The 23,572-nt window shown below is 34.4% G+C and carries 17 protein-coding genes; 9 read left to right on the top strand and 8 right to left on the bottom strand.

Going from position 1 to position 23,572, the window contains the following annotated elements:
* Window positions 1-13 precede the first annotated feature (13 nt).
* Window positions 14-541, bottom strand: a complete 528-nt coding sequence (locus ASM33_RS02280; RefSeq protein ID WP_110409227.1) for a demethoxyubiquinone hydroxylase family protein — start codon at window positions 539-541, stop codon at window positions 14-16.
* Between the two features lie 252 nt (window positions 542-793).
* Between ASM33_RS02280 and ASM33_RS02275 the strand changes: the two genes are divergently transcribed.
* On the top strand, window positions 794-7,474 hold the full coding sequence (locus tag ASM33_RS02275; RefSeq protein ID WP_110409228.1) for a hypothetical protein: 6,681 nt from the start codon (window positions 794-796) through the stop codon (window positions 7,472-7,474).
* 94 nt (window positions 7,475-7,568) lie between these two features.
* On the opposite strand, the gene ASM33_RS02270 is transcribed toward ASM33_RS02275, so the two are convergent.
* Both ASM33_RS02270 and ASM33_RS02265 read right to left on the bottom strand, forming a co-directional pair.
* Window positions 7,569-10,472 (bottom strand): hypothetical protein, encoded by a 2,904-nt coding sequence (locus tag ASM33_RS02270; RefSeq protein ID WP_110409229.1) that lies wholly within the window; start codon window positions 10,470-10,472, stop codon window positions 7,569-7,571.
* 261 nt (window positions 10,473-10,733) lie between these two features.
* A complete protein-coding gene (locus ASM33_RS02265) occupies window positions 10,734-12,041 on the bottom strand; it encodes an adenylosuccinate synthase (RefSeq protein ID WP_110409230.1) in 1,308 nt (435 codons plus the stop codon).
* Window positions 12,042-12,317: 276 nt separating this feature from the next.
* Here ASM33_RS02265 and ASM33_RS02260 point away from each other — a divergent pair, with 276 nt between their 5' ends.
* On the top strand, window positions 12,318-13,022 hold the full coding sequence (locus tag ASM33_RS02260) for a hypothetical protein (RefSeq protein WP_110409231.1): 705 nt from the start codon (window positions 12,318-12,320) through the stop codon (window positions 13,020-13,022).
* A 16-nt stretch (window positions 13,023-13,038) separates the two neighbouring features.
* Here ASM33_RS02260 and ASM33_RS02255 read toward each other — a convergent pair whose 3' ends face one another.
* Window positions 13,039-13,521 (bottom strand): hypothetical protein, encoded by a 483-nt coding sequence (locus ASM33_RS02255; protein ID WP_110409232.1) that lies wholly within the window; start codon window positions 13,519-13,521, stop codon window positions 13,039-13,041.
* A gap of 244 nt (window positions 13,522-13,765) precedes the next feature.
* Window positions 13,766-14,365, bottom strand: a complete 600-nt coding sequence (locus ASM33_RS02250) for a hypothetical protein (protein WP_237342947.1) — start codon at window positions 14,363-14,365, stop codon at window positions 13,766-13,768.
* 147 nt (window positions 14,366-14,512) lie between these two features.
* On the opposite strand from ASM33_RS02250, the gene ASM33_RS02245 reads away from it, so the two are divergent.
* Window positions 14,513-15,685 (top strand): NADH-quinone oxidoreductase subunit D, encoded by a 1,173-nt coding sequence (locus ASM33_RS02245; RefSeq protein WP_110409234.1) that lies wholly within the window; start codon window positions 14,513-14,515, stop codon window positions 15,683-15,685.
* Window positions 15,686-15,841: 156 nt separating this feature from the next.
* Window positions 15,842-16,759 carry a hypothetical protein gene (locus ASM33_RS02240; protein WP_110409235.1) on the top strand — a complete coding sequence of 306 codons (918 nt, stop codon included), beginning with the start codon at window positions 15,842-15,844 and terminating at the stop codon, window positions 16,757-16,759.
* A 135-nt stretch (window positions 16,760-16,894) separates the two neighbouring features.
* Here ASM33_RS02240 and ASM33_RS02235 read toward each other — a convergent pair whose 3' ends face one another.
* Window positions 16,895-18,043, bottom strand: coding sequence for a hypothetical protein (locus tag ASM33_RS02235; RefSeq protein WP_110409236.1), 1,149 nt, complete (start codon window positions 18,041-18,043; stop codon window positions 16,895-16,897).
* 333 nt (window positions 18,044-18,376) lie between these two features.
* On the opposite strand from ASM33_RS02235, the gene ASM33_RS02230 reads away from it, so the two are divergent.
* The 3 genes from ASM33_RS02230 (at window position 18,377) to ASM33_RS02220 (ending at window position 21,325) form a co-directional block, all read left to right on the top strand.
* Window positions 18,377-19,303 (top strand): hypothetical protein, encoded by a 927-nt coding sequence (locus tag ASM33_RS02230; protein WP_110409237.1) that lies wholly within the window; start codon window positions 18,377-18,379, stop codon window positions 19,301-19,303.
* A gap of 114 nt (window positions 19,304-19,417) precedes the next feature.
* Window positions 19,418-20,047 (top strand): superoxide dismutase, encoded by a 630-nt coding sequence (locus tag ASM33_RS02225; RefSeq protein ID WP_110409238.1) that lies wholly within the window; start codon window positions 19,418-19,420, stop codon window positions 20,045-20,047.
* A 6-nt stretch (window positions 20,048-20,053) separates the two neighbouring features.
* On the top strand, window positions 20,054-21,325 hold the full coding sequence (locus ASM33_RS02220) for a M16 family metallopeptidase (protein WP_110409239.1): 1,272 nt from the start codon (window positions 20,054-20,056) through the stop codon (window positions 21,323-21,325).
* On the opposite strand, the gene ASM33_RS02215 is transcribed toward ASM33_RS02220, so the two are convergent.
* Window positions 21,322-21,648: a WD_0736 family protein gene (locus ASM33_RS02215; protein WP_110409240.1), complete on the bottom strand. Its 327-nt coding sequence runs from the start codon at window positions 21,646-21,648 to the stop codon at window positions 21,322-21,324. The genes ASM33_RS02220 and ASM33_RS02215 overlap by 4 nt on opposite strands.
* A gap of 165 nt (window positions 21,649-21,813) precedes the next feature.
* Here ASM33_RS02215 and ASM33_RS02210 point away from each other — a divergent pair, with 165 nt between their 5' ends.
* Window positions 21,814-22,212, top strand: a complete 399-nt coding sequence (locus tag ASM33_RS02210) for a hypothetical protein (protein WP_110409241.1) — start codon at window positions 21,814-21,816, stop codon at window positions 22,210-22,212.
* A 150-nt stretch (window positions 22,213-22,362) separates the two neighbouring features.
* Window positions 22,363-23,067, top strand: a complete 705-nt coding sequence (locus ASM33_RS02205; RefSeq protein WP_110409242.1) for a hypothetical protein — start codon at window positions 22,363-22,365, stop codon at window positions 23,065-23,067.
* 86 nt (window positions 23,068-23,153) lie between these two features.
* Here the strand turns inward: ASM33_RS02205 and apaG are convergent, their stop codons facing one another.
* Window positions 23,154-23,558 (bottom strand): Co2+/Mg2+ efflux protein ApaG, encoded by a 405-nt coding sequence (gene apaG, locus ASM33_RS02200; RefSeq protein WP_110409243.1) that lies wholly within the window; start codon window positions 23,556-23,558, stop codon window positions 23,154-23,156.
* Between the last annotated feature and the right edge of the window lie 14 nt (window positions 23,559-23,572).

Raw genomic sequence — 23,572 nt, 5'->3', positions numbered from 1 at the left:
TATGGACAGTCTATTAAATCAATTTAGATAGATAAATAGCGGTTTTACACCCAGTTTTTATCAATGAAGATAAAATATTGTAACCAAATGCACTTTCAGCGTTGTGCTCAATTGCAATATCTCTGTGCTCAAGTTCCTCATCACGAAATTTACTTATCGTCTCTTTTAACTCCCCATCTTCCAAATGTAAAACTTGTTCTTTATAATGCTCTCCTATAACTTCTTCAACCGCAGCAGTGCAAGCCATAGCAGCTTTTTCGCCCATAATAGAAGTTATAACACCAAGTGATACTCCTAAAACACGCCAAATTGGCAACAAAGCAGTTGGACGAACCTTATACTCTTTAATTTTTTCATTAAAATAATGGAGATGCTTTTTCTCCTGTTCTTCCATTTGAATTATCTCATTTATTATAGAAGATTTTTTGAGAACAAATTTTTGACCGGAATAAATACAAATAGCTCCATATTCTCCAGCGTGATTTACCCTTATTGCCTGTTCTAAAAATTTTCCCTTTAATTTATTAATATTCTTTTCCAATGTTTCCTTCACATATAATATTTATCATGTATTAGCATTACTATAAATAAGCGTGTTGTAGAGTAAATAAAACTTCATCCAATTATATAAATTACGATCAAGGTAGCATAGCAAAACCTTTACTTAAAGACACCCCAAAAAAGCAAGTTTGAGTTAACAAGAAAGCCGCTAAGATATAAATATTAACTACACTTAAAGATATTTTCATAATTTTTTATTATAATACTAGCATAATATAATAGTAAGGTAAGTATGTTAGATAAAGATTTAAAAATATCAGGTATTAATATCAAAAATTTAAAACTAAAAGACCCATGTATAAAAAAAATACTCCCAGTAGAAATAGTGCCAGGAGAAAAAATACTACATCCACATTACACTAATTATGATTCTAATAATGCTGTCCATGGATGTCATGACAGAGAAGTTAGCGCAGCAAATATTAAAGAGATAAAGGCGCTATATGAAGCAAAAATACAGATAGATGGCAATGACATTGGCAAATTCCATACGAAATTCTATTTTGATTATTTGGGCTATGGATTCAAAGAAAACAACCCGGTACATCATTGCAAAGAAAATATTAAACAATACTCTTGGTCAAAGGATCTTGGCGGTAATAATAATTTAAATATACTTTATAAACTTGTAAAGGTTAACTCCGACTCGTATCAGTTACAAAGATGTCATGAGAACGGTACCTTATGGAATAATAAACATTACGATATAGATATAAAGTATATCAATTTTTCAGATTGTGCAGAAGTAAAAGACTCTAATACATCTTACTTTGAAAAATACTATGAAGAAAATTCACATAATCATGCACCTGATTTTATAATAAAAAGAGGAGAGTCGAAGATAACAGATAATAATACTGGTGGTGATCCAATTATTTCACCTGCCGCACCGGTAGAGATATATGAATACTCTACCAACAATGCTGCTAAAGCAGGAAAGTTTATAGGACAGTTTTCTACTGACTATGGAGCATTCTACCTTTCTTATCAGGATGCAGAAGATTTAACCAACAAACGTCATCCAACAAAGATTGCTTTTCAATATAAAGGACAGGACCTTTCCAAAGGAAAAATGGATGTAGACATTATAAAAAAGGCTAAGGATAAATGCGATTTAGGAGAATTTAAAGAGGGTGATGAAGAGTATACTTTCTTTTTAGCAGAGTATGATGCAAATTGTGCACGTAAAGGTTCCTTTTCTGGAAACAAATCTGCCGCATTTTCTCCTAGTGCTTACAGTACAACTTTTACATCTTCTCTTGTCACTCCAGAAGTGCTTCAACCACGTACCAGCACACGCATATCTAAGAAAGAAAAGGACCTTAAAGAAGAAGTAAATAGATTGGAAGCTGAAATAGCTAAACTAAACAACGACATCAAGAATTTAAAAAAAGGTGCTGATGCAGAGCTTAAGAAACAACTTCAGGCAAAAGAGGCTGAGCTTAAATCACAAATCACTGATCTGAATAGTCAAATCAAGAATTTAAAAGAAGGTGCTGATGCAAAACTCAAGCAACAACTTGATGCAAAAGAGGCTGAGCTTAAATCACAAATCACTGATCTGAATAGTCAAATCAAGAATTTAAAAGAAGGTGCTGATGCAAAACTCAAGCAACAACTTGATGCACAAAAGATCGAGCTTCAATCTAAAATCGATGCTCTGAATAGTGAAATTAAGACTCTGAAAGAAGGTGTTGATCCAAACATTAGCCAACAACTTCAGGAGAAAACAGATCAAATCACTGATCTGAATAGTCAAATCAAGAATTTAAAAGAAGGTGCTGATGCAAAACTCAAGCAACAACTTGATGCACAAAAGATCGAGCTTCAATCTAAAATCGATGCTCTGAATAGTGAAATTAAGACTCTGAAAGAAGGTGTTGATCCAAACATTAGCCAACAACTTCAGGAGAAAACAGATCAAATCACTGATCTGAATAGTCAAATCAAGAATTTAAAAGAAGGTGCTGATGCAAAACTCAAGCAACAACTTGATGCACAAAAGATCGAGCTTCAATCTAAAATCGATGCTCTGAATAGTGAAATTAAGACTCTGAAAGAAGGTGTTGATCCAAACATTAGCCAACAACTTCAGGAGAAAACAGATCAAATCGCTAAGCTGAACAGCCAGATTGAAAATTTGACAAAAGGTGCTGATGCAAAACTCAAGCAACAACTTGATGCAGAAAAGATCGAGCTTCAATCTAAAATCGATGCTCTGAATAGTGAAATTAAGACTCTGAAAGAAGGTGTTGACCCAAACATTAGCCAACAACTTCAGGAGAAAACAGATCAAATCGCTAAGCTGAACAGCCAGATTGAAAATTTGACAAAAGGTGCTGATGCAAAAGAGGCTGAGCTTCAATCAAAAATCAATGATATCAGCAAATTACAAAATGATATTAATGAGTTAAAAAAATCTGTTGATCCGGACGCTCTAAATAAACTTAACAAGCAATTACAAGAGAAGACAGAGGCTTTCGAAGATAAAAAAACAGAGGCCAATGGATTGAGAGATGAGATCAAAAAAGTTCTAAAGGATATAGAAGATCTTAAAAAGGCAGAAAAGAAACTCACAAGTGGGATTCAAAACAAAGACAAGGCTTTACAACAAAAAGAAATTGATATCAGTAAACTGAATAGCCAAATCAAAGATTTAAGTACTAAGTCAGCAGATGCTGAAAAAGCAGTGAAAATAATGAACAAGGAGCTAAAAGACAAAGAAAAAGATTTGGAGCGTGCAAAGGAAGACAATAAGGATCTGTTACGTCAAGTTAACAGGTTAATAGATCTTGAGAAAGGACTGCAAGAACTTAATAAGCAGCTTCAAGAGAAAAAAGAAGCACTAAGAACTGCGCAAGATACGTTGGATAGGGAACTTGATGCAGCTAAGGAGCTAAAAGAAGAGTTAAAAGATGTTGAAAATGTAGCACAAAAGTGTAATGAGCAACTTCAAGAAAAAGTAGAGATCCTCGAAGCTAAAGATACTGAGTTGAAAAATGCACTTGATGAAATTGAGGAATTGAAAGAAAGATTAGAAAATGCTGAAAGTATAATTGAGGAACTTGAAGAAAAAGTAGAGACTCTCGAAGCTAAAAAAACTGAGCTGCAAGATACACTTGATGAAATTAAGGAATTGAAAGAAAAATTAGCAGATGCTGAAAATGTAGCACAAGAGCGTAATAAACAACTCGAGGACAAAAAAGCTGAACTCGCTGATAAAGAATCTGAGCTTCAAGCAAAAATCGATGAAGTCTCTGCTCTTAATACGCAGATTGATGGATTAAAAGAAAACGCTGATGCTGCTCTCATTAAACAACTTGAGGATAAAAAAGCTGAACTCGCAGCTAAAGAATCTGAGCTTCAAGCAAAAGTTGATGAAGTCACTGCTCTTAATACACAGATTGATGGATTAAAAGAAAACGCTGATGCTGCTCTCATTAAACAACTTGAGGATAAAAAAGCTGAACTCGCAGCTAAAGAATCTGAGCTTCAAGCAAAAGTTGATGAAGTCACTGCTCTTAATACACAGATTGATGGATTAAAAGAAAATGCTGATGCTGCTCTCATTAAACAACTCGAGGACAAAAAAGCTGAACTCGCAGATAAGGAATCTGAGCTTCAAGCGAAAGTTGATGAAGTCTCTGCTCTTAATACACAGATTGATGGATTAAAAGAAAATGCTGATACTGCTCTCATTAAACAACTTGAGGACAAAAAAGCTGAACTCGCAGCTAAAGAATCTGAGCTTCAAGCAAAAATCGATGAAGTCTCTGCTCTTAATACGCAGATTGATGGATTAAAAGAAAACGCTGATGCTGCTCTCATTAAACAACTTGAGGACAAGAAAGCTGAACTCGCTGATAAAGAATCTGAGCTTCAAGCAAAAATCGATGAAGTCTCTGCTCTTAATACGCAGATTGATGGATTAAAAGAAAACGCTGATGCTGCTCTCATTAAACAACTTGAGGACAAGAAAGCTGAACTCGCTGATAAAGAATCTGAGCTTCAAGCAAAAGTTGATGAAGTCACTGCTCTTAATACACAGATTGATGGATTAAAAGAAAATGCTGATGCTGCTCTCATTAAACAACTCGAGGACAAAAAAGCTGAACTCGCAGCTAAAGAATCTGAGCTTCAAGCAAAAATCGATGAAGTCTCTGCTCTTAATACGCAGATTGATGGATTAAAAGAAAACGCTGATGCTGCTCTCATTAAACAACTTGAGGATAAAAAAGCTGAACTCGCAGCTAAAGAATCTGAGCTTCAAGCAAAAGTTGATGAAGTCACTGCTCTTAATACACAGATTGATGGATTAAAAGAAAATGCTGATGCTGCTCTCATTAAACAACTTGAGGACAAAAAAGCTGAACTCGCAGATAAGGAAAATGAAATCGCTGATCTTAAAACACAGATTGATGGATTAAAAGAAAACGCTGATGCTGCTCTCATTAAACAACTTGAGGACAAAAAAGCTGAACTCGCTGATAAGGAAAATGAAATCACTGCTCTTAAAACACAGATTGATGGATTAAAAGAAAATGCTGATGCTGCTCTCATTAAACAACTTGAGGACAAAAAAGCTGAACTCGCAGATAAGGAAAATGAAATCGCTGATCTTAAAACACAGATTGATGGATTAAAAGAAAACGCTGATGCTGAACTCAAGCAACAACTTGAGGATAAAAAAGCTGAACTCGCTGATAAGGAAAATGAAATCACTGCTCTTAAAACACAGATTGATGGGTTACAAGACAATTTTGACATAGAGTGTAATAAACAACTCGAGGACAAAAAAGCTGAACTCGCAGCTAAAGAATCTGAGCTTCAAGCAAAAATCGATGAAGTCTCTGCTCTTAATACGCAGATTGATGGATTAAAAGAAAACGCTGATGCTGCTCTCATTAAACAACTTGAGGACAAGAAAGCTGAACTCGCTGATAAGGAAAATGAAATCACTGATCTTAAAACACAGATTGATGGGTTAAAAGAAAACGCTGATGCTGCTCTCATTAAACAACTTGAGGATAAAAAAGCTGAACTCGCAGCTAAAGAATCTGAGCTTCAAGCAAAAGTTGATGAAGTCACTGCTCTTAATACACAGATTGATGGATTAAAAGAAAATGCTGATGCTGCTCTCATTAAACAACTCGAGGACAAAAAAGCTGAACTCGCTGATAAAGAATCTGAGCTTCAAGCAAAAATCGATGAAGTCTCTGCTCTTAACACACAGATTGATGGATTAAAAGAAAATGCTGATGCTGCTCTCATTAAACAACTTGAGGACAAAAAAGCTGAACTCGCTGATAAAGAATCTGAGCTTCAAGCGAAAGTTGATGAAGTCTCTGCTCTTAATACACAGATTGATGGATTAAAAGAAAATGCTGATACTGCTCTCATTAAACAACTTGAGGACAAAAAAGCTGAACTCGCAGCTAAAGAATCTGAGCTTCAAGCAAAAATCGATGAAGTCTCTGCTCTTAATACGCAGATTGATGGATTAAAAGAAAACGCTGATGCTGCTCTCATTAAACAACTTGAGGACAAGAAAGCTGAACTCGCTGATAAAGAATCTGAGCTTCAAGCAAAAATCGATGAAGTCTCTGCTCTTAATACGCAGATTGATGGATTAAAAGAAAACGCTGATGCTGCTCTCATTAAACAACTTGAGGACAAGAAAGCTGAACTCGCTGATAAAGAATCTGAGCTTCAAGCAAAAGTTGATGAAGTCACTGCTCTTAATACACAGATTGATGGATTAAAAGAAAATGCTGATGCTGCTCTCATTAAACAACTCGAGGACAAAAAAGCTGAACTCGCAGATAAGGAAAATGAAATCGCTGATCTTAAAACACAGATTGATGGATTAAAAGAAAACGCTGATGCTGCTCTCATTAAACAACTTGAGGACAAGAAAGCTGAACTCGCTGATAAGGAAAATGAAATCGCTGATCTCATTAAGAAACTAGAAACAGGTAGCATAGATACGCTAGAGAAATTACGGGAAGAAAAAGCTGAATTGGAGATAAAGCTACAAAATCTAGAAGAATTGAAGAAATCCGAGTTAGAAGAATTGCAGCAAGAAATAAGACTCTTAAAAGTACAACTGACTGATAACGGGTGCAAAGAACTGATAAAGGATGCACAACAGAAATTGTTAGATAAGGAAAATGAATTTATTGAATTGAAAAACTCCTGCAAAGAAGACAAAGAAAAATTACAAGAAAAAATAGATAGCATTACATCTGAAATAGATAGATGTGCGGAGCTTGAAATCGTTAAGGAGAAGATGATAGCACAAGAAAAACAAATTGAAGAAATGATAAATCTTCATAAAGAAGAGAAACAGAGGTTGCAGGAAGAAATAGATGACTTAAGAGCTATAACAAAAAATACGAGCATTATAGATCAACTTACCCAACAATTGAAGGATAAAACAAGTGAAATCAGCAATTTGCAAGATCAGGTTAAGAAATTGGAAGCAGTTATTGATTCTGATAGTCAATTAAAGAAAGACCTAGTTGATTGTAACAAAAAAACGGAAGAATTACTAGAAGATTTAACAAATAAGGATAACAAGCTGGATGAAATGAAAAAAGAAATAGATGATCTCAAGAAAGGAATTGATAAAGAAAAAGACCCAAATAACAAACCAGGTGGTAACGATAACGATGATCCAACCGACGGAAAAAATACAGAACCAAAGTATGTGTTTGGTTACACCAATAAATATGGGTGCACTAAATTCATTTCACCAAGCCAAATTGATCTCCCTATTGAAAGGCTGATGGAGCAATACTCGGGTAAAATCATTACACCAAACAACAACAGCACCAATAACTTTGATGTTTTAGAAGCTATAAAGTGCTCGTATGACGACAACTTCTATCAAGACCCTTCATATTTGTACTAAGTAGTAATATAGGTAAGACACCTGTAAATGTTACCTAATTTACAGGCGCTACTGCTGAACCTGATCTGCTCACGCCAGATTACGTTAATACGAATTAACTGCTTTTCACTATTGCTGATGGATTTTTGCAGCATCTTACCCTCTCCTTCCAAGGCTGACCGCCACGGGAGTTAGGAGCTGATTTACTGTTGAAAAGATTACTAGAGCCTTTGTCATTAAATCCACTATCACAGCTATCACTACTTGGAGATCTAGATAGTTGTGTGGGCAGAATAATATCCCCTGGATCTTGGATTAACTTGTAATGCTCTGGATTAGTTTTAATCAGGTGTTTCATTTCACATGTATAAGTAGTGTTATCCTTATCTAATATTTTTATATATTTTGTTAAAAATTTCTTTTCTTCTTTTAAATTCTCAATACAGTATGTTTTATCTTCGATTATTCCTGCTAGATTATTAGTATATTCCAACATCTGTCGGAATGTATGCTCAGGAAAACAGTCTATATCTATCTGTTGCGTGTAAAATGCTCTTTCTAATTCTTTGCGCTGCTCTTGTAACTCCTCATTTATTCCTTTTAGCTCCTCAAATCTTTTCTTTTCTTTCTGCTGTTCTTTATTTTTAACATCTATTTCGTTTTGTAATTCTCCACATTTCCATGACTTTTTTTCCAATTCCTCATTAGAAGATTTAAGCTCTTCTTTGCACTTCTGGTCCAATGCTAACATCTGAGACTTCAAGGTTTGTACAGCTTTGCTCTTTTCATCCATGAGATATTCTGCGTATTCCTCTGCTTTTTCTACTGTATTTTTTAATACTATATTCTCTTGAATAAGAACTCCAAGGTTCTTCTCTACCTTTTCTTTTGCTTCATACACATCACAAAGTTCTTTTGCCTTCTCTTCATGCTCTTTTTTTAATTTTGCTAATTCCTCACATATTTTATCATTTTCTGCTTTTAAGTTCCTATTCTTCCACAGTTTTTCAACTGCTACCCTATCTTTTGCTCGTAAATAGCTATTCTGTTGTTCTAGTTCTTTAACTTTTTGCTTAATTTTTGCAAGCTCAGCTCTAAAATCACCATCACGCTTGTCTAATTCTACAATTTCCCGTACGGCACTTATAATTTTCTGATTTATGAACCCTTTTTCTTCCTCAAATTCTCGCTTGATTTTTTCAATCTCATCCTGAAGGTTACATTTCTCTCCACTCAAATTTTCTATGTGATTCTTTAACTCTTCTTTTTCTGCTTGTGCTGTTTTTAGCTCCTTCAGTAGCAGCTGCCTCTCTTGCATTAGTTTATTGTGTTTTTGATTCAGGACCTGCAAACCTGCTTCTATTCCCTGCTTCAATTCAATATTCTCTCTTTTCAACTTTGATGCTTCCTGTTTTAAATTATCAAATCCACCCATTTGTGGCAAATCAACTTCTGTCTGAGTTCCAATCTCTGTTTGACTTACTTTAGTTGATTCGCTGGCTTGCGTGTCACATACAACTGCAACAGAACTGTTTTTAAAATCCTGATTTGCATCTATACCTTTGTCGTTAGGATTTTGATTCCCCTGTTCCTCAGCATTATTCTCAAAATCCTGGTTTGCATCTATACCTTTATCGTTAGGATTTTGATTCCCTTGTTCCTCAGCATTATTCTCAAAATCTTGGTTTGTATCTATACCTTTGTCGTTGGAATTTTTATTCCCTTGTTCCTCATCATTATTCTCAAAATCCTGGTTTGCATCTGTACCTTTGTCGTTAAGATTTTGATTTGTTTCTATTGCTTTTTCTGGTTCTATTACCTTTATACTCTCTGTAGATTCTGGCCCTAGCGATTTTTCCACAGAATCATACAACGAGCAGTCTTGAATATGTAGCTCATGATTTTGTTGTACTAATTTTAAATCATCTTTCGACAGCAACCCAGACTTTTTACCATTAAACTCCACTATTTTAGTTATGCCACTGCTACTCACATTCATGATCATTTTGCAAATTGAAATATTTCCGGACTCATCCTCTGCACGCCATGTACTTGTCATTTCATAGTATGCACCATCTTTGAATTCGTAATACCTTTTCTTACCTTCTTCTTGGTAAGCATGTACTTCATGTTTCTTATTAAAATATATATTTAACTCACAAATATCTTTTTCTTTCTGTAAAAGATCACTAATTTGCGTTGGCTCACTTCTACCACTATGATCAATAAGATTAATATTTAAAACCTTACTGTTACCGTCATCAGCTTTTGCATAATAAGCTTGAAATTCTATGTTTTCCCCAAAATACTTACTCGCAGCTTCTTGCCCCTGATCCGCTAAATCTACGTAACTACTTAAATCTTCTCTAAAGCTCTTACTGAAAGATTCGCATTCTTCATCTAATGCTTTATCTATATACTCTGCCTTAAATTTTTCATCCCCTATTAGATCTATTAATAGATCATCAAAATCCCACTCATCACTACAATCATTTCTTATGGCATTGAAGTCATTTTTTTCTTTCAACTTTTTTAAGAACGATATTTGTTTTTGCAGTTGATGCATATCGAAATTTTTGACCATCTTGTTTAACTGAGGATACAGTCTTTCATATCTGGTAGCTGGAGGGACATTACGACATTTTTTTGCAAGATTATTGAATTCTTCATGTAACTTATCATTTTCGGCAATTGAGCGGCAAAACTTTACAACACTCAGATCTTTGAGAGAGGGATTAGCTTTCTCTGCCGCATTCAGCTTTTTTTTGAGTAATATAAATTTGCCCTTAAGAGAAGCAAGGTAAGCTAATGCGTTAAGATCAACATGTTTCCTAAATTCGCTTCTATTTTTGTAAGAATGTAACTTTAATAAATATTCAATTACACAAGAAACATCATTTGCAATTTCTGTAGCAAATTTAACATTAGAACCTTCTTTTTTTTTCGGCTCGTTACTCATTTCTGCCGGCTTTTTGGAACCAAAAGGCCAACCAAAGCTACCCAATATACCATCTGACATAAAACACCCCCTTCACATCACACTGAATTAATATTATATTCCTTTTAGAAGCAATCAAGCACAATAAACTTGTGCATTACTTCTATGCTAATTTTTATTGAAAATAATTGTGAATACTAAGCTTAAGCTTAACTTTTTCGCTTATTCTTTTTGCTTTTCGTTATACACTAGATTTAGCCTCACTATACATTTCTAATTAATACTTTACATAATAACTTAGTATAAAAAGCTATGCAAGCATTTTTTTCATTAGATTGAGAATTAATAAGATACAAAAACATTTTTATGGAATTCAAAGGTTTTGAGCTCTATCACATCCTCTCTTTTAGGACTGGTTGAAACTAAATGAATTGGCACACCTATTAACTCCTCTACCCTTTCTATGTATTTCATTAAATTCACAGGTAACCCATCAGTAGATCGTGTACCCTGAGTACTTTCTTTCCAACCTGGCAACTCTTCATATATTGGTTCTAATCTTTCTTGTATTGAATGTGAAGCAGGTAAATAATCATATAAACTGCCATCATATTTATACCCAGTACATATTTTAATTGCGTCGAAGGAATCAAGAATATCCAGTTTAGTTAATACAACACTTGAAACTCCAGATAATTGTACAGCCTGTCGCACCAAGACTGCGTCGAACCATCCACAGCGTCTTCTTCTATTGCTTACCGTTCCAAGCTCCTTACCTATAGTAAATAGACTATCGCCCACTTCATTCTCCTGTTCAGTAGGAAATGGTCCATTACCTACTCTTGTTGTATAAGCTTTCGCCACTCCAATAACATGAGTATTAGAAGACAATCCCGAACCTGTTATTGCTTGCGACGCTACGGTGTTGCTTGAAGTAACAAAAGGATATGTGCCGTGATCAATATCTAAAAATGTACCTTGAGCACCTTCAAATATTACCATCTTACCTTCTTTTACAAGGTCATTTAGCACTTTCCATACGGTTTTTTTATACTGAAGAATTTTTTTCGAAATTTCTTGAATTTCTTTTAATATTTCCTCTTTTTCAATTGCCTTATAATTAAGGCCATTTCTGATAGCGTTGTGATAATTAAGAAGAGTATCCACTCTTTTACCCAACTCATCTGCATTTTCTAAATCGCAAAGGCGTATGGCTCTTCTTCCAACTTTATCTTCATAACATGGACCTATACCTTTATTCGTTGTGCCAATTTTGTGATTTTCATTTAAATCTTCAAATAGCTTTTCCTTGTCTTTATGAATACTCAGTATTAGTGGACAACTCTCAGAGATCATCAAGTTGCTAGGATTTATATCTATTCCTTTAGCTTTTAATGATTCTATTTCCGAAATGAGTGCATGTGAGTCAAGAGCAACACCATTTCCTATCATAGATATTTTACCAGTCCTTAAAACAGAAGAGGGCAATAAATTTAATTTATAGACTTCATCGTTCACTACTATGGTATGCCCAGCGTTATTTCCGCCTTGAAACCTAACCACTACATCAGCATTCTCAGAAAGGTAATCTACTATTTTACCTTTGCCTTCATCACCCCACTGAAGACCAACAATTACAATATTATTCATCACTATTTTTCAAATTAATATGTAAATACTAATACAATACATCATAAATAACAAGTTAGATGTATAGTTCCAGTTTTAGCTACTTGGATTACACTAGTAGTTGATACTTAAACCAGTCTTACCGCTTTTTAGCCTTTGCCTGTTCTAAAGTTGCATTAATGTTAAAGTTAAGATGAGTGTATTAACTAATATACCTAATTACACAAAAAGCTTAAAAACTTAATATAACATTAATGATAATATGTTAAAATAGTAATAAATAATTCAGGAGACTACATGAAAAATCTATCATCTAACCAAGCTACAAAATCATATAAACTGCATACTCCTAACTATTTGCTCGATAAAGAAGCAGAAGCGTCTAGCGATATGGAAAGATATGGAATTATGAGTGACAGTATAAAGTTTCCTTGGGATGATGAATATGATCCATATATTTACAACACCTATAATACTATTAATACTCCTAACTATTGGTCTGATAATGAAGCAGAAGCGTATAGCGATATGGAAAGATATGGAATTGTTAGTGGCAGTTTTGGACTAGCTAAAGAAATAGCACAGAGGATTGCTTTACCTATTGGAGATCATGTTGCAAAGAAAATCATTGTACCAATAGGAGACCATGTTGTAAGAGAAATTATGGTACCAGTTGGAAAACATTTTACAAAAGACATTGCTCTACCAGTGGCAAAATATATTGCAAAAGATATTGTATTGCCTATTGCAAAAGAAGTTTCAGCAGAAATCAAGGACTTAACGATAAAGCTGACGAAAGGTTTAACAGAACACATTAAAGAAATTATAAGGCAAGAAATAGATGTCATGCAGAACAAAATCAAAGCACTACCAAGTGAAATAATTGAAGGTGTAAAAAACAGTCTCAATATAAAGCTCCCTTGGAAAGCACCAACTATGGAAACTGCAGATGAGGATCACGAGTCATATACTTACAACACCTATTCTGGCTTAGAGATTTAGCGTAAAATGCAGTGGCTTATGTATGTAATATATGAGAACCTTCATCAACACGCATTCCACCACTTAAAGAACCATCTGGTTGCTCGCTCTCCTTTGAAGGAAAAGATTCAACTGCTTTGTTAATCAACAAATCTAAAGAGATACAAACAACTAGACTTGCTAACAGAGTTAAAGCACCTATAGCTGCAGGTGATGTGAAGCCAAGAGCAACCAATCCTGCTCCAATTCCAAATGAAACAGCCATTGCCGATATTGTTTTGCTTGCCAATTCTATTTTTTTCTCGCTAAGTGATAATCGCAATACAGTAAATGGTAAGCACAATAATGTAAAACCCCCTAAGCCAATCATTCCACCTACGACAAGAGGTGATAAGCCAGGAATAAAACTTGCAATACAACCTCCAAGAATGCCATTAATAGCTCCAATACCAGCTACGCACCCAATACCAATACTGGCCATTCCACCAAATATAGCTATTCCTTTTACTATTTCATTCATACTCTCACCTCACATCATTAAATTAACAGTTATAATGCTAGCATCTTTAGTTGATATAATCAATATCTTTACTTGATGATTTGAGGATTTTCAATTGACTCTCAACATACTTAAGTCTATATAATCTAAATAAAGTTTCCTTGGAAAGCACCAACTATGGAAACTGTAGATGACGATAACGATTACCATTCATATACTTACAACACCTATTCTGGCTTAGAGATTTAGCGTAAAATTCAGCGACTTATAGCTGTAATGTATAAACACCTTCAACACGCACTTCATCAATCAAAGAACCATCTGGTTGAATGCTTTTCTTTGAAGAAAAGCATTCAACTGCTTTGTTCATCAGCACAGACAAAGAAATACAAATAATTGGAGCTATCATAATGGTCAAAGCACATATAGCTGCAGGCAATGTGAAGCCAAGAGCAACAAGTCCTGCTCCAATTCCAAAACTAACACCAATTTCCATAACGCCTCTTACATAACATCTAATACTGTTGAGATATTTTTTACGTTCTTTTAAACATCCACTTAATTCTTTAAAATACCCTTCAAATTCCTTTAATTGCTCTGCATTTAAACGTCCCTTTTGTTCTTCAGATTTTATACCAATAAGTATCTCACCGAGAAAGTTGATGCACTTATCTATAAACTTATTAGAAGACATCATACAGAACAATAGTACCGGTAATACAGAACCAATAATCCCACCTACAATAATAGGTGGTAAACTAGTAAAGCTTAAAGCTAAACCAGCAAGGGCACCTATCACAGCTGCACAACACGCTATAGATACAACTGCTGCCCCGACTAAAATTAGTAATTTAAAATTTTTCATATGCTTTTTTGATTCCATCACACTATTCTAAGTCTAGCATCCTTAACCTACATAGTCAATGTCTTTCATTTCTGACTCTGAGGGTTTTCAATTGACTTTCAACATACTTAAGTCTATATAATCTAACTACTTGCAAGTTATTAAGATATGCCTGATTTAAAAACAATGACGTTAAATTTTGGACCTCAGCACCCAGCTGCACATGGAGTGCTCCGTCTTGTTTTGGAGATGGATGGTGAAGTTATTGAAAGGGCAGATCCTCACATCGGACTCTTGCATCGTGGCACTGAGAAATTAATAGAATATAAGACATATCTTCAGGCTTTACCTTATTTCGACCGCCTTGATTATGTGTCACCAATGTCCCAAGAACATGCCTATTCATTATGCGTGGAGAGATTATTGCAATGTGAAATTCCAATAAGAGCAAAATATTTGCGTGTTCTGTTTTGTGAGCTCACAAGAATATTAAATCATTTATTAAATGTTTCTTCTCAAGCACTTGATGTTGGAGCGATGACTCCTCTTTTATGGTTATTTGAAGAAAGAGAAAAAATACTGGAGTTTTATGAAAGAGCTTCAGGTGCAAGATTTCATGCAGCCTATATCAGACCAGGTGGAATAGCAGCAGATGTTCCAGATGGTTTAATTGAAGATATTGCAAAATTTATAGAGCAATTTCCGAAATACATAGATGATGTTGATGAGCTTTTAACAGAGAATAGAATTTGGAAGCAGCGGACTGTAGGAATTAGTGAAATATCAATAGAGCAGGCTCTTGATTGGGGCTTTAGTGGGCCTATGCTCCGTGCTGCTGGGCTTGCTTGGGACCTGCGTAAAAGTCAGCCATATGAGATATATGACCAATTAGATTTTGATATACCTGTTGGTCAAAATGGTGATTGTTATGATCGGTATTTAGTCAGAATGGCAGAAATCAGACAGTCTATTAGTTTGGTGAAGCAATGTATAGAAAAGATGCCTGAAGGCCCAATAAAAACTGAAGACAGAAAAATCTCTCCACCACCAAGAGAAGAAATGAAGATGTCAATGGAAGCTCTGATTCATCACTTTAAACTTTACTCAGAAGGATATCACGTACCAAAGGGTGAAATCTATGCTGCTGTTGAAGCCCCAAAAGGTGAGTTTGGAGTGTATATAGTTTCAGATGGCACCAATAGGCCCTATAGATGCAGAATAAGAGCTCCTGGCTTTGCACATTTGCAAGCTCTGGATTTTATGGCAAAAGGTCACATGCTTGCTGACGTTGCAGCAATCATTGGATCACTCGATATAGTTTTTGGCGAAGTTGACAGATAGTCCTATACGAGACCCAGGTTGTGATACAGCTGCTTACAGTAGCTCAGGCAAACAAATTGGAAGCTTATTTTCAATCTTATAGATAAAAACCACTTGATATATTGATAATTTACGAATAATAATTAAATTATTAATGATTGTTTTAAGGTAAGTATCATGCATTCTAAAGTGCTAAAATGTCAAATTTCATCATATTACGACTACAAAATAGAGGAGCATTGGCTTATTACATTCAGAAATAAGATAAATAACAATAAAAATATTGGTAAAATATTAAAGGATGAAGAAGTGCGGAAACAAGCAGCACCTATTTTGATCACGCATTGCGTTAATTTATTACTTTATGCTGTTACAAATAAAAAGATAGACTCTGCTCACTCTATTATTGATTATGTCAATGGTGATATAATGGAATGCACCTTTTCTGTTTGTAGCACTTACTTTGAAAGTGATAAGTATCAAAGAGATGCATGCAGAATAATCACATTTATGAAAGAAAAAAATGTTCTTAAGGATTTTTTAAAAAAGTATTTGAATGATCAGATTGTAGAAAAATTATCTAGTAAGAATGAAGAAACCAATCAATATCTGTATACCGATAAAGTTATTTTTTCCGCTCTACTTAAAAAACATAAAATAGGTGCAAGAAAATTTAATTTTATAATAACATGTCCAATATCACTAATATTGACGCTATTAGTATCAATGATATCACTCCCTATTGTGCATATAATATATCCTGATCTTTCAATATTAGAAATTCTCACTCAACCTTTAGTAATATTCAGTTTTTGTGCAATTTTAAGCCTTTTATTTGTAGGAATCGCTGGAAGTATTTGGATGTATCACGCTGAAAATAATATTCCTGTTGAAAAAATGCAACAAGAGCTAGATGCTGAACAAAATTTACAAGGTAATGCCTCTAGTGAAGACCTGGACGCTAAAGAGCAGCAACCAAGTACTATCCTTAAAATATATCTTCCTCCCGAAACAAGATATTCATATACAAGTGTTGGAGATGGTTTGGCAAGAGGCTTTGTTAGTAATATGAATGCGACTTCATGGTGCTGGTAAAGTCAAAAGAGCGGGGAAATATCTTTCTTGAGCGGATAATCTCGTTGTACTTGACTTGGAAACAAAAACAGTTAAATCCTTTTTACCACACATACTACCTGTGATATTATATTTTTGCCATTCCTTGTCTACAACTTATTTTCCCACTTCGCTGAATGGATACTGAGTTTTTTCTTCCCTTGCAAAGGAATTTTTTATCACCTCCCTCAACTCTGTGAGAATGCTACTAGGCTTGAATTCAGGTTCTAGATAAAACTCCTCAAGTGCATATGCTACTACTGCAATAAGAACACCAATTGCAACTGCAGTTGATAGTGATACTGCTCCTGTTACTGCCAAAGATCCAAAAGCTATTAATCCAACCACTGCAGGGACAGTTAGCACCACACCTTTTTTCCATAATTGTGGTTTATGATGTTGCTGCGCATTTGAAGTTTGCTTTGCTTCCTGCTTGTTACTGGCTTCTGTGCTATGACTTTGAGTAATATCCCTAACTTCAACTTCATCATTAAAGTGTACCTTTTTCTTTTCAACCCACCTTTCTACTTGATCTAAGTAATCATAATGTTTTTTCTTCTTATCTTCTTCACTTATTTCTGTTATTGGATCTTTAGGTACTTGAGCTCCCTTAAGCTTAAAATCAATTTTTTCTAAATCTTCAGCAGTGATTTGAGTATTTATTATTTTTGAATCTATCTTTAAAAGATCTTGCATCTTCTTGTCTTTAATGAACTCTAATAATTCACTTATTTGAATATTAAATTTTTTAATACACTCAACGTTCTTTGGATCATCATCCACTAACATTACTTCTACTTCTTTTGGTAATGCATCATTGTATTTTGCTTTATGTTTTTCAAGATAGTCTAAAATGTGTATTAAAATATGTAAATTTTTTCCAAACGCATATGTAATAGCTCTCGGATACCCACCAACTATTTTAATACTTTCTGCTTGCTTTTCGCTCAAACCTAAGTGATTTTGTACTACATACTCTACTTCCTTTCTATAGCTCGTCAATGACGCAATAGCAAATATCACTCCTTGCTCAAGTGCTTTTTGTAATACAGATTTTAGTTGTTTTTCATTTTTTATTCCTGAGCCTTCCATTCTTAAAAAGCCTTTTATATCTTCTACTGTTACTGCTCTATTTTCACTAGAACCATAATCAGATTTAGGAACACCTTCATTAATATCATGAATATAATCATGCATATGCTGATTAGTGATAGTTTCATCCCAATCAAATATTAATATTTTGTCTGAATTAGAATTGCCTCTCATCTTTTGCCCCCTTAATATTTATGAAAAATATTTATGAAACTATACCATAATTTGTATATTATTAAAATAATATAAAGTCAATCTTAAGTTAACTATCAATATTAACGGTAATCTTTATGCTTACTAAATTAGCTATTTTAATGTTTTCAAGACAGGCTCTTAGATAAATCTTATTTGAGTTAATCTATATCTTCATTATCAATTAAGAAATTTATTTTCAATCTTTCGATAAAAATCACTTGACATATCTTAATCTTAAGGTAAAATGGCTTGACATATTAATACCTTATGCTGTATAATTAAATTATTAATAACTATTTTAAGGTAAGTATTATGTGTTCTCAAGTGCTAAAATGTAGAATTTCAACATATTCCGATTACAAACACGAGGGGTATTGGCTTAATATATTCAGAGGCGAGATAGATAGTAATCAAGACATTGACAGCGAATTAGAAAATGGAGGTGAACAAGCAAAACATGTTTTTACACTCCATTATACTAATTTACTACTTTATGCTATTGCAAATAAAAAGACAGCCTCTGCTGACTCTATCTTTACTTATATCAATGGCAAGAATAATAATGGCAACTTAAGAAAAAGCTTCTTTTTTGCTTGTGACACTTACTTCAAAAATGATAAGTACAAAGGAGATGCCTATAGAATAATAACATTTCTAAAGGAAAAAAATATTCTTAAGGATTTTTTAAAAGAGTATTTGAATGATAAGATTTCAGAAGAATTATCTAGGAAAGATGAAGAAACCAATCAATATCTGTATGCCGATAAAGTTATTTTTTCTGCTCTACTTACAAAACATAAAATAAGTACAAGAAAATTTAATTTTATAATAACATGTCCAATATCACTAATGTTAACGCTATTAGTATTAATGATATCACTCCCTATTGGGCATATAATATATCCTGATCTTTCAATATCAGGAATTTTCACTCAACCTTTAGTACTATTCAGTTTATGTGCAATTTTAAGCCTTTTATTTGTAGGGATCGCTGGAAGTATTTGGATGCATTATGCTGAAAATAATATTCCTGTTGAAAAAATGCAACAAAAGCTAGATGCTGAAAAAAATTCACAAGGTAATGCCTCAAGTGAAGAGCAAAAAGTTGAAGAACTGACACCAACTACCGTTCTTGAAATACATATTCGTCCAGAACCGAGTTACGCAGATACAAGTTTTGGAGATGCTGCAGTGACAGGTTGTTGTTTAGGAATGGTACTTGGTTCAGCACTTTCTTAAAAGTTGTGATCAAGTCACATATGATAAATGCAACATATTTGAGCTATGAATTATATCTTGCAGGAAACTGCATATTACCATACCATCGCAATAAGTTAAAAATAAGGAATTTATATGAGTTTTACTTTATCTGAATTGCCATATGATAAAACAGCTTTAGAGCCTTACATATCTGCAAAAACTTTAGATTTTCATTATGACAAGCACCATAAAGGGTATTTAAATAAACTCAATGAGTTAGTTAAAGATACCGATTATGAACATATGAAAATTGAAGAATTAATAGCAAAAGTTCATGGTAATAGCGATAAAATTCCTATATTTAACAACGCAGCACAAGTTTGGAACCATACTTTTTACTGGAATTCAATGAAAACGAATGGTGGAAGCAAGCCACAGGAAGATAGTTTATTGGCAAAAAAGATCAAAGATGACATCGGCGACTTTGATAAATTTTATGAAGAATTTTCCAATCACGGTATAAGCCAGTTTGGTAGCGGATGGGTGTGGTTAGTGCTTGAAAAAGGAAAGCTAAAAATCACCAAGACTCCGAATGCAGATACTCCACTTGGCTCTGGTTCTGGAGATGTTGTACCTCTACTCACTATGGATGTATGGGAGCATGCGTATTATCTGGATTGCCAAAATCGTAGGGTTGACTATATAAAGGTTTTCCTTGACCACTTAATCAATTGGGATTTTGCAGAAGGAAATTTAAAGGCATATAAAGAATATCATATATAATTAGCTATGGATACACCTCAAGTCACGACATTAGATAATGGTCTACGTATAATAACTGAGCAAATGCGCGATGTTGATTCTGTCGCTTTAAAAATAAGGGTTGGTGTTGGTAGCAGGGCTGAAAGTGCAAACCAAAATGGTATATCCCATTTTCTAGAACACATGGCCTTCAAGGGGACGAAAACAAGAACCGCACTTGAAATTGCACAAGCTTTTGATGATATAGGTGGAATTTTTAACGCAAGTACCGGTAGAGAAAGCACCAGTTACTATGCAAAAGTTCTTAAGAAAGATATAAAAACCGGTATTGATATACTGATAGATATATTAATGAACTCTACATTTCCAGAAGATGAGCTCACACGTGAAAAGGGTGTCGTAATACAAGAAATTTTTCAGACTAATGACTCACCAAGTGATATTGTTTTCGATAAATATGTTGAGGTAGCCTATAAAGGCCAGCCGTTTGGTAGGTCGATCTTAGGTACACAAGATACAGTAAACTCATTTACTCGAGAAAATCTGAATGACTATATAAATGAGCATTACTTTGGAAAGAATATGTTGCTTGCCGTTGCAGGGAATGTTGAACATGAAGAGGTCGCTCAGTTAACCAAAGATTTCCTCTCACAAATTCATTCTAAAGAGCTGAAAAAAAATCAAAGTGCGAACTACACCGGTGGTGAATATTTGGAGCATCGCAAATTAGATCAGGTACACTTGCTAATTGGCCTGCCTAGTGTTTCTCGCTATGATGATAAATATTACACGATTCAGGTCCTTGATTCTATACTTGGCAGCGGAATGTCATCTCGCTTGTTTCAGGAAGTCAGGGAAAAGCAGGGGTTAGCTTACTCTATCTATTCATTTGACTCTGGCTACGCTGATACTGGAATGTTTTCTATTTTTGCAGGAACAGATAGTAGTAATCTAGATAAGCTTTTAAAATCTATAACGACGGAGTTGAAGAAGCTTTCTACAGACGATTTGAAGGAAGCAGAAGTATGCAGAGTGAAAGAACGAATAAAATCCCAAGTTTTGATGTCGCGCGAGAGTGTTAGTTCCCGTGCTGAAACACTGGGACACTACTATGGTCACTATGATAAATACGTCAGTAAAAACGAATTAATAGAAAAAATTAGCGCAGTTAGCATTACTGACATAAAAGAAGCAGCGGAAGAACTGCTTGCACAGTGTGAAAAAACCACTTTAGCTGCAATAGGAGAAATTAACTCGTTGCCAAGTTACGATAAAGTGGTTTCGATGCTTAAAGCTTAGCGCGCTCTGTTCTGTCCATTCAAGAGTTCGACAAATGGCTGGAAGACTCTTTCTATAAAAAGTTTACCTTCTGGTTCGCCATATATATTATTTCTAATATTATTTGCCATTTTATGTACAGGTTTTTCATTATTTTGTAAAAACAAATAACTTTCCTTCGCTTGACAAAAAGATAAAACAGTTAAAATAAAGCCAAAAACCAGAGCAGCTGGACTGATAGCACAGCTTACTGTAATCGCAGTTGCAATTAATGATAATCCAGCACATAACGCAACAGCTGAAGCACAAAATGCCCACTGATGCTTTTCTTTATTACCAACCATAAATTCCTCACAAAGATGATATTCTAGTATATCAATACTGTCATGTATTGTCAAATTTCTCCATAGTTGTGGTTAAAAGGTTACATAGCACCATACTATTTAAGAAAAATTTTACTTCGCATTTCTATACATGTTTTATGTTCATAAAATTTAAGAGTAAAAAATATGGTAAATCAACTAAAGTTACAAAACGTTACTAAATATAGTGCTAATGATGGACAAGATAATGGACTTAGACTATATCGCCTCAGTGCACAAGATGAAAAAGCTATTACTCAGTTATTACTTGATAATAGCAAATATGCACGTTCTAGCGCTCCTGAGTATAATAAGTTTGACTGTGAACTAAAATATACTGATAGGTATACTAATGCAGTAAAGGAGTCTGTAAAAATTGAAGGGTTAAAGATTGGTGGAGCAGTTGATTACAATCATCACACTCATGTTTTTACCGCACAAACAGACCCGGCTCAAAGTTTAAGGGTTGAGTATTCAAATCCTGAAGGCTACAATGGTGGACTAAACTTTACTATACATAGTGATCACTTAGATCTTTCTATGTAATTAATGGCAGGAGCTTAAGCTCCGCCTAAATCTATCTACGCTAGAAATCTCAATTAAAGCCAAAATCTACTTAATCTAGAATTAACTTGACTTTACTTCTTAATTTATGTTACTATTGAATTAGTAATATAGGTATGTGAGGTAATAATTATGGTAAATATATATAGTAAAAAGAATAATGCACTCAACTATGCAATTGCATTTTTTTCTGGTCTAACTTTTTTAGCATCTGGAATAGCTATCGCATTTCCTAGTGCAGTTTTATCTCTAGGTTTACTTGTTCCACTCATTGCAGTTTGCGGTGTGCTTTCTCTTACAGCTTTTGTGCTTGCAGGTCAAGCGGTTAGTAAAAATGAAGTTATCTCTGAAAAAGATGGACAAATAGAAGATCTAAAAGAAGCTACTTTAAAGCAAAAAAATACACTAAATCAAGCTATTTTAGAGCAAGAAAGTACACTAAATCATCAAGGAAGCAAGATAAAACATCTAAAGCAAGTTATTTCTAGACGGAATGCTCATTTAGAGCAAGAAAGTACACTAAATCGTCAAGGAAGCAATATAACACATCCAAAGCAAGTTATTTCTAGACAGAATGATCAATCTGCTGAGAGTTCGCTTGGAAATACTCAAGATGATGCAGAAAGTAGATCTGGTGGTCTACTTGCTATTTGTGCACCAGAAGATATTCAACCTGAGCAAGCAAATGAAATTGCAACAAAACCTAGATCTGATGCTCAACAAGCTAAATCAACTGAGCCAACAAAACGAAATTGGGGAAGTGGTATATGTACAATGCTTGGGTCTATAACATTAGCTACATGTGTAGCAGCTGCAGACTATTATGCTTTTAGCTAGTAGCTCAGGATTGGGAAGTAGCTTTAAGCTATTTCCCTTTTTTGCCTAATATAGCGAAGCGAAGCAAATCAATTAAAATCACCTATTTAATGTGGTCTAGTGTTCACATATGGGCTATCGAGCGAGAAGGATGGTATTATAACCTCAAAAGTTTTTGTGCTTTCCTCATTAAGAAATTCATACTTACCCTGCATTATTCCAGATGGAACATTTAAGTACGCCCCGCTTGTATATTTGAATATTTCTCCAGCCTTTATTATAGGCTGTTCCCCTATAACGCCAACTCCAGCAATTTCGTTTATTTTTCCCCTATAATCTATTATTTGCCAATAACGGCTTAATAATTGGATAGTTGATTGGCCTTGATTTTTTATTTTAACGTTATACATCCATACGTAGCAATTTTCGTAAGGAACGGACTGCTCCTCAATATAAATTGGCAGAACTGTAACTTTTACAAGGTTAGTAGTAAGTGTGTATTCCAGCGCCATTTGGGATATTTACG

The sequence above is a fragment of the Wolbachia endosymbiont of Folsomia candida genome, assembly GCF_001931755.2.
In the GTDB taxonomy this organism is placed as follows: Bacteria; Pseudomonadota; Alphaproteobacteria; order Rickettsiales; family Anaplasmataceae; genus Wolbachia.
The sequence above is the reverse complement of the archived record's forward strand: the minus strand, read 5'-3'. Positions and strand labels throughout refer to the sequence as shown.